Source organism: Streptomyces sp. NPDC026522, assembly GCF_055567555.1.
The window spans coordinates 15,245-28,492 of sequence record NZ_JBVHQF010000017.1 but is presented as its reverse complement, the minus strand read 5'-3'; the positions used below and the strand labels follow the sequence as shown (position 1 = coordinate 28,492).

Here is a 13,248-nt window from a genome sequence, read left to right as displayed (position 1 = left end):
TCCCGGCATAGCGTCTCTCCCATGAACACCGCATCCATCAGCACCGCAGACCCGTCCGCACCCGCGATCCGCTACGCGGCCGTCACGTTCGACTGCCCGGACCCCGCCGAACTGGCCCGCTTCTACGGCGACGCACTCGGCCTGCCCGTCGCCTACTCCACCGACGACTTCGTCCTGCTCGGCGGGGAGGGCTCGCCCGGGCTGGGGTTCAACCGGCTGGCCGACTACCGACGTCCCACCTGGCCGGACCCTTCCCAGGAGAAGCAGGCGCACATCGAACTGGGCGTCGACGACTTGGACGTCGCCCAGGCCCGGCTGCTCGCCCTGGGAGCGGTCGAGCCCGCCCTCCAGCCGCAACCCGACCGGTGGCGGGTCCTGCTGGACCCCGCAGGCCACCCGTTCTGCATCACCACCCTGGTCTGAGCATGATCGGCAGACTGATGGCCATGACGGCGCAGCCAGGCAAAGGCGGCGAACTCGCCGCCGCCCTGCTGGGAGTTGCGGCGCGGCTGCACGGATTCCCCGGCTGCGAGATCCACCTGATCAGCCAGGACGCAGCCGACCCGCAGCCGTCCTCGCGCTGCTGTCGTCCCCACCGCACCACACGGACCTCACGGTCCTGGGCGGAGTGGGCCTCCCCCGTTCCGGCTCTGCGTAAATCCGCTTGAACCGCAGTCGGCGGACCCCGGCAGCCTCGTCGGCACGATCGGCGACGCCGCGCTGCCCTCCCCGGACTCGCTGCTCGCCGTCATCGGCCGCACCCCCGACGAGATCAAGGGCGCGCCCCTGGCCCGAACCGTCACCACCATCGCCACTGCCAGGCCGTCCACCTGCGACAACGCGTGCTTCGACCGGGGTGTGCGCGGTGACGCCATGACGCTCGTCCTCTCCGTGGTGGCCGGCGCACTGATCTTCCCCGTACTGATCTTCATCGGCACCGCGACCCGCCTGTCCGCCGCCACCCGCGAGCAGCGGTACGCCGCGATGCGGCTGGTCGGCGCCACTCCCCGGCAGGTGTCGCTGATCTCGGCCGTCGAGTCCACACTGGCGACGGCCGCCGGGACCGTGGCCGGCTTCGCGCTCTACGCCGCGCTGCGCCCGCTGGTCGCCACCATCCCCCTCACGGGCCGGCGGTTCTTCCTGTCCGACCTGACACTCCACCTCCCGCAGGCCCTCGGCGTCGCCGTCGGCGTGCCGGTGGCGGCGGCGCTCGCGGCCCGGCTGGCGCTGCGCCGGGTCACCATCTCCCCGCTCGGCGTGGTCCGCCGGGTGCCCCCGCGCCCGCCGCGCGCCTGGCGGCTCGTCCCGCTGGTGGCGGGCCTGGCCGAGCTGGCGTACTTCATCGGCCGCCGCCCGGCGACCGGGAACGGCCAGACGGCGGCCTACCTGCCGGGCTTCCTGGTGGTGATGACGGGCCTGGTGATCGCCGGGCCGTGGCTGACCATGACCGTCGCCCGGGCGGTCGCCCGGCGCACCCACCGCCCGGCCGCGCTGATCGCGGTGCGCCGGCTCGCCGACGACCCCAAGGCAGGCTTCCGCGCGGTCAGCGGCTTGGTGCTGGCCCTGTTCGTGACCACCGCGACCGTCAGCATCATCGGCACCATCAACCACAACCGCGGCACACTCGACGGCGACCCGCAGACCCGCACGGTGGTGGAGGCCAACACCCCTTACGGGACGCCCCTGCCCGGGACCGACCCGGCGCGGCTGCGCACCTCGATCCAAGGGGTTCCGGGCGTCCGGGGCCTGGCCCTCGTCCATGCCAACCCCGACGGCATCGGCAAGGACCCCGCCGATCCGCGCCCGGACGCGCCGGCGCTGGTGACCTGTTCCGACCTGGCCCGGACGCCGATGGTGGGCCGCTGCCCGGCCGGGGCGAGCGTCGCAGCCGTCGACAACTCCGCTTTCTTCAGCCTGCAGTCGCACCCGGACTGGCAGTGGCCCGCCGCCGAAGTCGCTACGGACGCCGTCGCGGGGCTGCCCGTACGGATGGTCTACGTGGCCACCGACGGCTCGACCGCGGCCATGGAACGCGTACGGACCCTGCTCACCACCGGCTACCCGCACCAGGAGGTCCGCACCGTCGGTGACTTCGGCACCGACCTCCAGCAGGAGCTGGCCAGTTGGCGGCAGCTGGCCAACGTGGTCCTGCTGACCACGCTGCCGATCGCGGGTTGCAGCCTGGCGGTGAGCGTCGTCGCGGGACTGTCGGACCGCAGGCGCCCGTTCGCCATCCTGCGGCTCACCGGCGCACCGCTGCGGCTGCTGCAAGCCGTGGTCGGCCTGGAGAGCGCGCTGCCGCTGCTGGCGGTATCGGCGATCGCGATCGGCACCGCCTTCGCCGCGGCGGGGATGTTCCTGACCTCGCAGATGCACTACGACCTGGTGTCGCCCGACGCGGCCTACTACGCGCTGGTCGCGGGCGGACTGGCCGCCGCGCTCGGCATCATCGCCTCCACCCTCCCGCTGCTCCGCCGCATCACCGGCCCCGAAGCCGCCCGCAACGGCTGACGGCCACCATCAGCCCGGCTTACGGGGCGGTGGGCGCGGCTCGTGGCGGATCAGTCCGCCACGTGGTCCTCGCCGACGTCGTCGTGTTCGTGAAGACGCTCGTCCAGGTCGCTGGCCCAGTGCAGGGCCCAGGTGCGCAGCTCGGCCGTCTCGGCCTCGGTCAGGCCGTACGCGGCGAACTCGGCGTCGTCGGCCCAGTCCGCGCCGGCCAGACGGTCGCGCAGGTCGTGGAGGCGGAACTCGTCGCGGCCGTGCCGCTCGCCGAGGCGTTCGAGCTCGGTGGTGGTGCGGTGGCGGGAGGCCGCGTGCACGTCGATGAGGTCGCGCACGGCGCCTCGGTCCGCCAGGGCGCGGACCTTGGTGCCGATGACGGAGTCGAAGGCGAGGACCGGCCCGTACTCGGTCTGGGCGGGCGGCGTCCAGAAGTGTTCCTTGAGGACGTCGACCTCGCACTCCTCGCCGGTGGCGAGGTCGACGACCATCAGCCGGGCCGAGAGGGCATCCACGTCGATCACCCGGGCCCGCCAGCCCCGTTCGGCCAGGCCCTGTTCGAGGCTGCTGACGATCTCCGCCATGGGGGCGGGGCTCTCGGTGGCGACGTCGAGGTCCTGGCTGAGCCGGTCGACGAGGCCGTGGGCCTGGACGGCGTACCCGCCGGTGAGCACCAGGGGGTACGGGGCGCCGATGTCGATCACTGCGGCCAGGAGCCGACGGTGCAGGCCGCTCAGCTTCACGCGGCGGCGGACGGCGCGGCCGCGAGCTCCGGGAAGGCTTCCTCCCAGACCTGCCGGACGTGCCGGCTGACCAGGGTGCGCAGTACGGGCCACTGCCGCAGGAGCAGGTCGCGGTCGAGGAGGGTCACGAGGTCCTCGTGCTGCCCTTCGGCCAGGACCGTGCGGTACAGGCCCATCCGCAGGCGCGGGCGGTCCAGGTCGTAGGCGCGCAGTCCGGACCAGGCCACATGCAGCGGCAGCTCGACCACTCCGTGCCGCGGACCTGCGAGCTTCTCCAGGGAGGCGGGCAGCCGGCTCGCGTACCGGGCGTGGAGCACCTCGGCCGCCGAGGGCTCCGTACTGCTGGAGGAGAGCTGCATGACCATGCACCCGATTATCGCGCGTCCCGCCCGTCTCCGGTACCGCAGACGCGACCCCCGGCCCGACGGTCACCCGGCGCAACGCTGCTCCACGACCCTGAAAGTGCTGCGGGCGAGCCCGAGTGACGTCGGTGGTCGTGTCGGGGCGGACGCGCCATCAGGGAACACCGGCGCCCACACCATGAGGTTGGCCCCGGAAGACCTGCGCGGTGGCCGCCCAAGGAGCACCGCGCAGGTCCTCACGTCGGTACGACAACTGAGCCGACCGGCGGGCTCACCAGGCGGGACGGATCGGCCCCGCCGGCGCGATCCGGCTCAGGTCGGCGACGAGTTCACCGAAGCGCGCCTCGCCCAGCGCCTCCCGCCACGGCGCGACGGCGGCCTGGGCCGCCTGATCGGCGGCGCGCGTGGCGGCCCACCCGGCTTCGGTCAGCCCCAGGAGCCGGGCGCGCGCGTCGTGCGGGTGTGGCAGCCGCACGACGTATCCCTTGCGGACCAACTCCTCGACCAGTTGGGCGGCGGCCTGCTTGGTCACCCCCAAGTGCTCGGCCAAGTCGGCCGTCGTGGCGCCGCCCCGGGAGATGCGGACGAAGGCGTAACCGTGCGCGGGCCGCAGGTCTTCGAACCCTTGTTCGGCTACGTGGGTGTGGATCTCCTGCACCAACCGTCCGGAGAGAGCCAGTACGAGTGCGGAGAAGGCCAGGGCGTCGTCCATGGGCTTGACTATAACTCGTCAAGCTGCTTGTCTTTATGGACAAGCAGCTTGTCTATTTGGAACAGGGAGTCAACATGCCCTTCATCCGCGGTGACGAGGCCGTCGCGTACGAGATCCACGGCGGCCGTTTCGTCTCCTACGTCCGCCCGGGTACGGGCAGTCGGGACCTCGCCGCCTGGCGTGCGGAGATCCCGGCCGGGATGGTGGGCCCGGCCCACGTCATCAGCCACGAGGAAACGTTCTACGTCCTGTCCGGCCGGCTCAGCCTCACCATCGGCGCCGCGACGGCCGAACTCGGCGCCGGCGACGCGGCGGTGGCGCCGGCGGGCTCCGAGATCGGGGTCGCCAACCCCACCGACGGGACCGCGCACATGTGGGTCACGACCCGCGCCGGCCTCACCGCCGAACTGCCCGACGGCAGCACCATCACGCCGCCCTGGACCCATTAGTACCGCTCGGGACCCCGTCCGGCCCCTGACGCGCAAAGGGGCGGCGTACCGGCGACGGGGTGTCGGGGTACGCCGCCCGGGGGCGGGTCGGACTGCGGGGGACGTGTGCGGTGTCGTGGCCGTTACTTCGGGTCGCTGTTGAACTTCGAAGTCGACCAGAAGTAGCCGAGCACCGTCAGGGCGACGCACCAGGCGACGGCGAGCCACCCGTTGTAGCCGATCTCGGTGCCGAGCAGCAGACCGCGCAGGGTCTCGATGGCCGGTGTGAACGGCTGGTACTGGGCGATCGGCTGGAACCAGCCGGGCATGGAGTCGGTGGGGGTGAAGGCGCTGGACAGGAGCGGCAACAGGATCAGCGGCATGGCGTTGTTGCTGGCGGCCTCGGCGGTGGGACTGACCAGGCCCATGCCGACCGCGATCCAGGTCAGTGCCAGGGCGAACAGGGCGAGCAGTCCGAACGCCGCCAGCCACTCCAGGAGGCCGGCGTCGGTGGAGCGGAAGCCGATGGCGACGGCGACGAGGCCGACGAGGACCACGCTCAGGACGGACTGCAGGACGCTGCCGACGACGTGCCCGACGAGCACCGAGGGGCGGTGGATGGCCATGGTGCGGAAGCGGGCGATGATGCCTTCGCTCATGTCGTTGGAGACGGACACCGCGGTCCCGATCACGGTGGAGCCGATGGTCATCAGGAGCAGGCCGGGGACGAGGTAGGCGATGTACGCGGAGCGGTCGGGCACGCCGCCGTTGATGCCCGCGCTCATGGTGTCGCCGAAGATGTAGACGAACAGCAGCAGCAGCATGATCGGCGTGAGCAGCAGGTTCAGGGTGAGCGACGGATAGCGCCGGGCGTGCAGGAGGTTGCGGCGCAGCATCGTGGACGAGTCGCGCACGGCGAGGGAGAGGGAGCTCATCGGACGGTCTCCTTGGACGTGCCGGCCTGGCCGGTCGGGTGGATCGGGTGGATCGGGTGGGTCCGGCCGCTCCGGCCGCTCTGGTGGGGGACCTCGGCGCTGCCGGTGAGGGCGAAGAACACGTCGTCGAGGTCGGGGGTGTGCACGGTCAGCTCGTCGGCCTCGATGCCGGCCGAGTCCAACCGGTCGAGGACGTAGCGCAGTTCGCGCTGGCTGGCGCCGCTCGGGATCTGCAGGGACAGGGCCTCGTCGTCCCGGCCGGCCTCGGGCACGGCGGAGGTCGCCGACCGGTAGGCGACGGGGTCGGTGAAGCGGAGGCGGACGTGCCCGCCGGGGACGAGCCGCTTCAGCTCCTCGGCGCTCCCCTCGGCGGCGATCTTGCCGTCGTTCAGTACGGCGATCCGGTCGGCGAGTTCGTCGGCTTCCTCCAGGTACTGGGTGGTGAGGAAGACGGTGACGCCGCCCGTGACGAGTTCGCGGATGATCTGCCACATGGTGTGGCGGGAGCGCGGGTCGAGGCCGGTGGTCGGCTCGTCGAGGAAGATGATCCGCGGGTCGCCGACCAGGGTCATGGCGATGTCGAGCCGTCGCTTCATACCGCCCGAGTAGCTGGAGGCGGGCTTCTTCGCGGCCTGGACGAGGTCGAAGCGCTCCAGCAACTCGGCGGTGACCCGCCGGCCCTCGCTCTTGGAGAGGTGGTGCAGGTCCGCCATGAGGAGCATGTTCTCCTCGCCGGTGATCAGGCCGTCGACGGCGGAGAACTGCCCGGTGACGCCGATCGCCCTGCGCACCGCCTGCGGGTCGGCTGCGAGGTCGTGGCCGCCGACCCGGACCTCGCCGGCGTCGGCGCCGACGAGGGTGGAGAGGATCTTGACGGCGGTGGTCTTGCCGGCGCCGTTCGGGCCCAGCAGTGCGAAGACGGTGCCCGCGGGGACGGCCAGGTCGACGCCGTCCAGGACGGTCTTGTCGCCGTAGGACTTGCGCAGCCCGGTCGCCGCGATGGCCAGGTCGGTCATGAGGGGTGTTCCTTCGGGGACTGCGGTTCAGAGGCTGCGGGCGGTGATGTCGCCGTAGGAGGTGGTGGCGTGGATGCTCACGCCGGCGGCGGCGCCGTCGCTGTTTCGGAGGGTGTTGTGGATCCGGCCGTGGGACGTACCGGCGTCGAGCGAGGCGGAGACGCCGCGGGCGGCGCCGACCGAGATGTCGCCGGCCTCGGTGCGCAGCGTGACCGTGCCGCGCATGGCCTCGGTGACGTGGAGGTCGCCCTTCCGGGTGCTGATCTCGGCGGGGCCACCGAGGCGACCGACCGAGATGTCGCCGGCGAGGAGGGCGAGACGGGCGCCCGCGGTCTCGTCCAGCTTGACGGACCCCTGCGCGCCCTCGAAGGTGACGTCACCGAGCCGCCCGACACCCCGGAACTCGGCGCCGGCCGCCTTCGCCTCGACCCGGGAGCCGGCCGGCAGCTTGACGGTCACCTCCAGGGAGCCGGTGGTGCCGACGAGCCGGTTCTTGGCCTCCGAGGTCGCGATGCGCAGGACACCGTCGCCGTACTCGACCGTGGTCTGCTCGGCCGCCTTCACGTCGCGGCCCTTGGAGGCGTCCGCGGGCAGCACCTCGACCGTGGTGTCGGCCCGATCGGCGGCGACGAAGCGGATGCGTCCCGCCGGGATGTCCAGGACGACCGAGACGGGGGCGGGGGTGTCGAACTTCTGCATGGGGCTCTCCTTCTGCATCGTGCGCTCCTGCCGGGGCGCTGTTTCTCATGGTGGAAACGCTACGTTGCATTTATGTATTAGGCAATGCACTTGTTGCGTACTTCCGCCATATATGCAGCTCAGGGTCAGTATTTCATTGCAATGGCCTGCAACATAATGCAACAGTGACTCCCGCGATCATTGCAATGATCTGCGGATGAACGCTATGCTGGCGGCACCACGGATCACGGATGACGAAGGAGACCGCGATGCCGGGAGGCAGACTCACCCAGCAGGAACGCCAGCAGATCGCGCTGGGACTGGCCGACGGCCTCGCCTACGCGGAGATCGCCAGACGCCTGGACCGCCCGACCTCGACGATCACGCGCGAAGTGATGCGCAACGGCGGCCCCACCGCGTACCGCGCCGACCTGGCCCACCGCGCCACCGAACACCGCGCCCACCGCCGCCGACAGGCCGCGCCCCGGGAGGCGGGCACGCCCCCGCAGGCCCACGGGCGCGACGCCGAGGCGGTGCGCGCCTTCGAGGAGACGTTCACCACCGTCCTCATGGCCTCCGGTATGCCGAAGATGATGTCCCGGGTGCTGGCCTGCCTCACCCTCACCGACTCCGGCAGCCTCACCGCCGCCGAACTGGTCCAGCGTCTCCAGGTCAGCCCGGCGTCCATCTCCAAGGCGGTCGCGTTCCTCGACTCCCAGGGCCTCGTCCGTCGCGAACGCGACGCACGCCGGCGCGAGCGCTACGTGGTCGACGACGACATCTGGTACCAGTCGATGATGGCCAGCGCCCGCTCCACCGCCGACCTCGTCGAGACCACACGGCAAGGCGTCCTCGTCCTCGGCCCCGACACCCCCGCCGCCGTCCGCCTGGAGAACATCGCCCGCTTCCTGGACTTCGTCAGCGAGAGCATCGCCCGCGCCGCGCAGCAGGCCCGCGACATCCTCTCCGCGAAGCCCGCGACGACCTCGGACCACCCCGCCTGAGCGTGCGCCCCGGTGAAGTCCGTACCTGCGGCGCTTCGCACGTAGGGCGTCCGGCTGGGCGGTCGTTGCTTCGGTCCCCCCTTCGCGCAGGTAGGCGCGGTTGGCTCGGCTGGAGTACGCCTTGTCGCCGCGGGCTCGGCCGCCACCAGGTACTCCTCGGCGCTCACGCGGGGCGGATCGGACGCGCCAGGGACGGGGACGTGCCGGCGAGCCTGAGACGCAGCCACAGAGTGAAGTCGTCGCGGCTGTCGATGGCAACCACGGCCTGCGTCAGGAACTCCGCAGCGCGGGCGTCGTCGCCCTGCCGGACGGCGACCGTCGCGGCGCTCCAGAACGCCTGGGCCGCCAGGGGGCCGGTCGCCCCGCGCAGCGACTCGCACACCTCGTCCACCAGCCGCGCGGGCATCGGCCCGGCGCAGGCGGAAGAGCGTTCTGCCGCGAACCGGGGCTGGACCATGGTCTCCGGCGTTTCCGTCGGGGACCGCTCTGGGTGCGGCGGCTGCGGCCCCGGTCCTCGTCCTCATCCGCTGGAATCCGGCGCACCCCGTCACATCCCCGCGCGCCGCTCCGTCAGTGAGACGAAGCCGGTGAACGGGCCGGCCGCCGAGACGAGGGAGCGCGATCATGACGGACACCCCCACCACCACACCCACTTCGATCTCCCGGATGCCGGACCCGGGAGAGTTCGTGCCCGAGGTGAAAGACGTCAGCGCCGCCCTCTTCCGGGCGACGGGCAACCGCTCGGTGCCGCGCACCACGATCAGCCTGGTGCACCTGCGGGCCGGACAGATCGTCGGCAACACCTACCTGACGATCCTGAACACCGCGTTCCTGCGCAAGGCCGGCGAGTCGCAGGAGCGCATCACGGCCGTCTCCTCCTGGCAGGACGCCCCGTACTTCGACGCAGCCGAGCGCGCCGCCCTCGCCCTGGTGGAGGCCACGCTCCAGCCCGCCCCGCACGGCCGCGAGCGCGTCACCGACGAGCTCTACGCCGAGGTGGCCAGGCACTACGACGACAAGGCGCTGGCCACCCTCACCATCGCGATCGGCCAGATCAACTTCTTCATCGCCCTGGCAGTCATCGGCAAGCCCCAACCGGTCACCTCTCTCGCAGACCGGCAGTGGGACTGACCCGACCACGTGAGGAAGGCCCACATCATGCCCGAACAGGACCGTTTCATCCTGCTGGAGCCCGGTGCCGCCCGCCCGGGCCGCGTACCGCTGCCACCCGCCTTCGCCGTCAAGGCCGCCACCGCCGACACCGGGGGACGGCTGTCCCTCCTCGAGGTCGTCCTCGCCAAGGACATCCCGCGGCACGTCCACCACCGGGCCGACGAGTGCGTCTACGTCCTGGACGGCGTCCTCGACATCGAGTTCGACGACCGGACCCATTCCGCGCCGCGGGGAACCTTCGCCCTGCTCCCCCGAGGCGTCCCGCACGCCCTGCGCCGCGCCTCCGACCCGCCCCCGCGTGTCCTTCAGATCTCCTCCCCGGGCGGCTGGGAATGCTATGTCGAGGACCTGGTCGAGGCAGGCCCGGCCGTCCTGACCGGTGGAGAACTGGACCCGGCGAAGACCAACCCCATCGCGGCCCGGCACCACATCGAATACGAGGAGCGGCGGCCCTGAGGCACCCGCCCGGTGCCGCGTCGTTCCGCGGAGGCGTTGTCGTCCCAGCCGTCCTCGCGCTGCATGTAGCCGAGCATGCAGCGCGAGCGGCGGGCCCAGCCGCCTTGGTCGGCGATGACGATGGCGTCCTTGCCTCTCTTGCGGCCGGCGGAGGCCTACCATTCCGCGTTGTCACCGTCCGCACCCCCGCCATCGAGAAGTCGCCGTGGCGGCCGGCCTCTTCAGGCCGCAACAGTCGGAGGGGACCGCTCCTCGATCCCGTGCACGGTTACGAGGTGGGAACGGATGAAGGCATCGTCCCCTTCAACGCGACCAATCACCGGCTGACCATGCAGTTCATGGATGCGGCCGGAGAGCGCAACACGCGTGCGGGGCGGTACGTGCGGTCTTCCGCTCGGAGGTCGTTGTCTTCGGCGTGTGCCGGTACGTCAGGTGGGGTGAAGCGATCCGTTGAATCTGATCGGCCGTGGCCACCTTGAGCACCCCGGGCACGCGCAGCACATCCCCGCGCGAGTCGTTCGAAAAGACCCGCCGGATTCGTCAGCCGCCTGCCTGCGATCAGCTCCCTCCTTCGCCGCTCGCGACAAGCCGTACCGGTCCGTCGTGAGCTTTTCGGCTTGCCCCGCCAGTGCGGGGCTCGCCCAGGTCCAGCTCGGCGCCCGGCTGGCCCGGCGGCCGCAGGGGGCAGTGGATCGTCGCCGCGAGCTTGCCTTCAGTAGCCGATTCCATATAGTCGATTCCGACTATTAGGGATCGGTGATGTAGATGGCGAAGCGGAAGCTCTCCAACACACTGGCGCTGGCCGTGCTGGGCCTCTTGCAAGAACAGCCGATGCACCCGTACGAGATGGCGTCCACCCTGCGGGAGCGGCACAAGGACACCAGCTTCAAGGTCAACTCCGGGTCTCTGTACGACACAGTCGAGGCGTTGGTCCGGCATGGCTGGATCGAGCCGGTGGAGACGGCGCGCGACGGCAGGCGGCCGGAGCGAACCGTGTACGCGGCAACCGAGCTGGGCCAAAGCGAGTTCGTTCGCTGGATCGACGAACTCCTCCGCACACCCGTCGCGGAATACCCGAAGTTCATGGCCGCGGTGTCCTACCTCGGCGCACTCGGTCCGGACAGGGCGGCAGCGGCACTGGCCGAACGGGCGGGGCACCTGGCCCAGCGGATCGATGAAACGAAGACGGTGCTGGCCGACACCGTCGGCTCCGGCAAGGTCCCCCGGTTGTTCATGATCGAGGTCGAGTGCGCGGTGCACGCCTGGGAGGCCGAGTTGGCCTGGACGCGGCGGACCATCGCCGAGATCCGCGACGGCATTCTGTTCTGGCCGGCGGTTGAGCGAACCGAACAGGGATGGACCTGGTCCGCCCCCTCGGACCGGAAAGGGAGCACCCGATGACCGAGGTGTTGATCGTGGGAGCCGGTCCGGCCGGGCTGTTGCTCGCCAGCGAGCTCCGGCTCGCCGGCGTCGACACCGTCGTTATCGAACGCCACGCGCAGCGGCCGGGCTTCTGCCGGGGCTTCAACCTCAACGCCCGCGCCCTGGACCTGCTGGCGCGGCGCGGTATCGCTGAGAGGCTTGTCGGCGAGGGCTGGCAAGTGCCCCACGCCGCGTTCTCCGGCCTGCCGGTGACGCTCACCCTCGCGGGCACGCATACCGACCACCCGTACTCGCTGGGCATCCCGCAAACCAGGGTCGAGGAAATCCTCGAGGAGCACGCGCTCGGCCGGGGAGCTGACATCCGGCGCGGACACGAACTGCTCGCCTTGGAACAGGATTCCGAATCTGTCACCGCCACTGTCGCCGCCGACGACGGTGAGTATCGCGTCCGGGCCGCGTACCTGGTCGGTTGTGACGGCGGCCGCAGCACCGTCCGCAAACAGGCCGGCATCGACTTCCCCGGTACCGAGGCGACCCGTTTCTCCTTGCTCGGCGACGTCGAGCTCGCCGACCCCCAGGCGTTGCCGTTCGGCGCGACCACCGGCCCCGGCGGAGCGGTATTCGTCATACCCCGCCCCGGCTACGTCAGGATCATCACCTCCGACCGGCAACCCCCCGCGGACAAGGACACCCCGGTCACCCTCGCCCTGCTCCAAACCGCTGTGGACGACGCGCTCGGCCGCCACGTCGAGCTGCGCGCCGCACGCTGGCTGACCCGGTTCGGCAACGCCGCCCGGCAGGCGGCCGAGTACGTCCGGGGCAGGGTCATCCTGGCCGGCGACGCCGCGCACATCCATCCGCCGGCCGGGGCGATCGGCGTCAATGTCGCCCTGGACGACGCGTTCAACCTCGGCTGGAAACTCTCCGCCACCGTTCGCGGCACCGCACCGGCACATCTGATCGACAGTTATCACGCCGAACGTCACACCGCCGGTGCGCATGTACTGGCCAACACCCAGGCCCAGGTGCTGCTCGGCGAGGCCAACGACCGGCTTGGGCCGCTCACCGACCTGCTGACCCGCGTCGCCGGCCACCCTGCGGGAAACCGCGCCTTCGCCGAGACCATCACCGGACTGGACACCCGCTACCAGATGCGCCCCGATGCCAACCATCCCTGGCTCGGCCGACTGGCGCCCGACCTCGCCCTGACCACGGGAGACGGTTGTACGCGCCTGGCCGAGCTGCTCGCCTCGGGACGCGGCCTGCTGCTCGACCTGACCGGAGGAAGCGCCATCCGCGAATCGGCCGCAGGATGGGCGGACCGAGTGGACCTCGTCACCGCGGCGTGCCCCGGCCATCCCGAACTCCATGCCGTCCTCCTGCGGCCGGACGGGCACACTGCCTGGCTGCGCACTGCGGGTCACTGCCACGCCGACGGGCTCCGCCAGGCGCTACAGCACTGGTACGGCCCGGCAGCACCATCCGACGCCGCGTCCGCGGAAACATTCCGCTCGTAAGCCAGGTGCTGCCACCGTCGCATGCGGTTGGCAGGTCAGAAGGGCGTATGGCCGGAGAGTCTTGACCCACCGATACGAGGACGTCCCATCCAAGCCCGGCCAGCACGGCTCGCGCGTCCTGCCCACCGGCCTCGCACAAGGCGGTCCAGTCCAGCTCGCCGCCGACCAGAACGAACGGGACCGCCTCTTCGGCATCGCCGCCGGGCTGCGCGGCAACACCGTCACCTACCCCCCCGCCCCCGCCCCGTAGCAGCGGCCCGGCCCTGGCCTCACTGTCCGATGACCGGCTGCCGTCCCGTCGCCGCGGCTGGCCGAGGCGCGGGCGGCGGCCGCACAGCA

The 13,248-nt window shown here is 71.4% G+C and carries 17 protein-coding genes; 10 read left to right on the top strand and 7 right to left on the bottom strand.

The window, feature by feature from the left end:
- Positions 1 to 21 precede the first annotated feature (21 nt).
- From ACZ4M3_RS32950 to ACZ4M3_RS32940, 3 genes are all read left to right on the top strand, one after another.
- Positions 22 to 423 (top strand): VOC family protein, encoded by a 402-nt coding sequence (locus ACZ4M3_RS32950; protein ID WP_467738925.1) that lies wholly within the window; start codon positions 22 to 24, stop codon positions 421 to 423.
- A gap of 23 nt (positions 424 to 446) precedes the next feature.
- Complete coding sequence (locus ACZ4M3_RS32945; RefSeq protein ID WP_467738923.1) at positions 447 to 668, top strand: hypothetical protein; 222 nt, start codon at positions 447 to 449, stop codon at positions 666 to 668.
- 205 nt (positions 669 to 873) lie between these two features.
- On the top strand, positions 874 to 2,511 hold the full coding sequence (locus ACZ4M3_RS32940; RefSeq protein WP_467738921.1) for an FtsX-like permease family protein: 1,638 nt from the start codon (positions 874 to 876) through the stop codon (positions 2,509 to 2,511).
- Positions 2,512 to 2,561: 50 nt separating this feature from the next.
- On the opposite strand, the gene ACZ4M3_RS32935 is transcribed toward ACZ4M3_RS32940, so the two are convergent.
- From ACZ4M3_RS32935 to ACZ4M3_RS32925, 3 genes are all read right to left on the bottom strand, one after another.
- Positions 2,562 to 3,245 carry a nucleotidyl transferase AbiEii/AbiGii toxin family protein gene (locus ACZ4M3_RS32935; RefSeq protein WP_467738920.1) on the bottom strand — a complete coding sequence of 228 codons (684 nt, stop codon included), beginning with the start codon at positions 3,243 to 3,245 and terminating at the stop codon, positions 2,562 to 2,564.
- The gene (locus tag ACZ4M3_RS32930; RefSeq protein WP_467739140.1) at positions 3,242 to 3,604 is read right to left on the bottom strand and encodes a hypothetical protein; all 363 of its coding nucleotides are present in this window, start codon (positions 3,602 to 3,604) and stop codon (positions 3,242 to 3,244) included. The genes ACZ4M3_RS32935 and ACZ4M3_RS32930 overlap by 4 nt, the downstream gene beginning before the upstream one ends.
- 274 nt (positions 3,605 to 3,878) lie before the next feature.
- Positions 3,879 to 4,319, bottom strand: coding sequence for a MarR family winged helix-turn-helix transcriptional regulator (locus tag ACZ4M3_RS32925; protein ID WP_467738918.1), 441 nt, complete (start codon positions 4,317 to 4,319; stop codon positions 3,879 to 3,881).
- A 74-nt stretch (positions 4,320 to 4,393) separates the two neighbouring features.
- On the opposite strand from ACZ4M3_RS32925, the gene ACZ4M3_RS32920 reads away from it, so the two are divergent.
- On the top strand, positions 4,394 to 4,768 hold the full coding sequence (locus ACZ4M3_RS32920) for a cupin domain-containing protein (protein WP_467738916.1): 375 nt from the start codon (positions 4,394 to 4,396) through the stop codon (positions 4,766 to 4,768).
- 122 nt (positions 4,769 to 4,890) lie between these two features.
- On the opposite strand, the gene ACZ4M3_RS32915 is transcribed toward ACZ4M3_RS32920, so the two are convergent.
- Genes ACZ4M3_RS32915 through ACZ4M3_RS32905 form a run of 3 tightly spaced genes read right to left on the bottom strand, consistent with a single transcriptional unit; the run spans position 4,891 to position 7,397 of the window.
- Positions 4,891 to 5,682 carry an ABC transporter permease gene (locus ACZ4M3_RS32915; protein ID WP_467738914.1) on the bottom strand — a complete coding sequence of 264 codons (792 nt, stop codon included), beginning with the start codon at positions 5,680 to 5,682 and terminating at the stop codon, positions 4,891 to 4,893.
- Positions 5,679 to 6,698 (bottom strand): ATP-binding cassette domain-containing protein, encoded by a 1,020-nt coding sequence (locus ACZ4M3_RS32910; protein WP_467738912.1) that lies wholly within the window; start codon positions 6,696 to 6,698, stop codon positions 5,679 to 5,681. Before ACZ4M3_RS32910 ends, ACZ4M3_RS32915 begins: the two co-directional genes overlap by 4 nt.
- Positions 6,699 to 6,725: 27 nt before the next feature.
- A complete protein-coding gene (locus tag ACZ4M3_RS32905) occupies positions 6,726 to 7,397 on the bottom strand; it encodes a DUF4097 family beta strand repeat-containing protein (protein WP_467739138.1) in 672 nt (223 codons plus the stop codon).
- Positions 7,398 to 7,645: 248 nt separating this feature from the next.
- Here ACZ4M3_RS32905 and ACZ4M3_RS32900 point away from each other — a divergent pair, with 248 nt between their 5' ends.
- Positions 7,646 to 8,380 carry a GbsR/MarR family transcriptional regulator gene (locus ACZ4M3_RS32900; protein ID WP_467739136.1) on the top strand — a complete coding sequence of 245 codons (735 nt, stop codon included), beginning with the start codon at positions 7,646 to 7,648 and terminating at the stop codon, positions 8,378 to 8,380.
- A 163-nt stretch (positions 8,381 to 8,543) separates the two neighbouring features.
- On the opposite strand, the gene ACZ4M3_RS32895 is transcribed toward ACZ4M3_RS32900, so the two are convergent.
- Complete coding sequence (locus tag ACZ4M3_RS32895) at positions 8,544 to 8,837, bottom strand: hypothetical protein (protein ID WP_467738910.1); 294 nt, start codon at positions 8,835 to 8,837, stop codon at positions 8,544 to 8,546.
- A gap of 167 nt (positions 8,838 to 9,004) precedes the next feature.
- Between ACZ4M3_RS32895 and ACZ4M3_RS32890 the strand changes: the two genes are divergently transcribed.
- The 5 genes from ACZ4M3_RS32890 to ACZ4M3_RS32870 all read left to right on the top strand — a co-directional run bounded on the left by ACZ4M3_RS32890 (position 9,005) and on the right by ACZ4M3_RS32870 (position 13,159).
- The gene (locus tag ACZ4M3_RS32890; RefSeq protein WP_467738908.1) at positions 9,005 to 9,511 is read left to right on the top strand and encodes a carboxymuconolactone decarboxylase family protein; all 507 of its coding nucleotides are present in this window, start codon (positions 9,005 to 9,007) and stop codon (positions 9,509 to 9,511) included.
- Positions 9,512 to 9,538: 27 nt separating this feature from the next.
- The gene (locus ACZ4M3_RS32885; RefSeq protein WP_467738906.1) at positions 9,539 to 10,009 is read left to right on the top strand and encodes a cupin domain-containing protein; all 471 of its coding nucleotides are present in this window, start codon (positions 9,539 to 9,541) and stop codon (positions 10,007 to 10,009) included.
- 765 nt (positions 10,010 to 10,774) lie between these two features.
- On the top strand, positions 10,775 to 11,410 hold the full coding sequence (locus tag ACZ4M3_RS32880; protein ID WP_467738904.1) for a PadR family transcriptional regulator: 636 nt from the start codon (positions 10,775 to 10,777) through the stop codon (positions 11,408 to 11,410).
- Positions 11,407 to 12,909, top strand: a complete 1,503-nt coding sequence (locus tag ACZ4M3_RS32875; RefSeq protein WP_467738902.1) for an FAD-dependent monooxygenase — start codon at positions 11,407 to 11,409, stop codon at positions 12,907 to 12,909. Before ACZ4M3_RS32880 ends, ACZ4M3_RS32875 begins: the two co-directional genes overlap by 4 nt.
- A gap of 61 nt (positions 12,910 to 12,970) precedes the next feature.
- Positions 12,971 to 13,159 (top strand): hypothetical protein, encoded by a 189-nt coding sequence (locus tag ACZ4M3_RS32870; RefSeq protein WP_467738900.1) that lies wholly within the window; start codon positions 12,971 to 12,973, stop codon positions 13,157 to 13,159.
- Positions 13,160 to 13,248 lie beyond the last annotated feature (89 nt).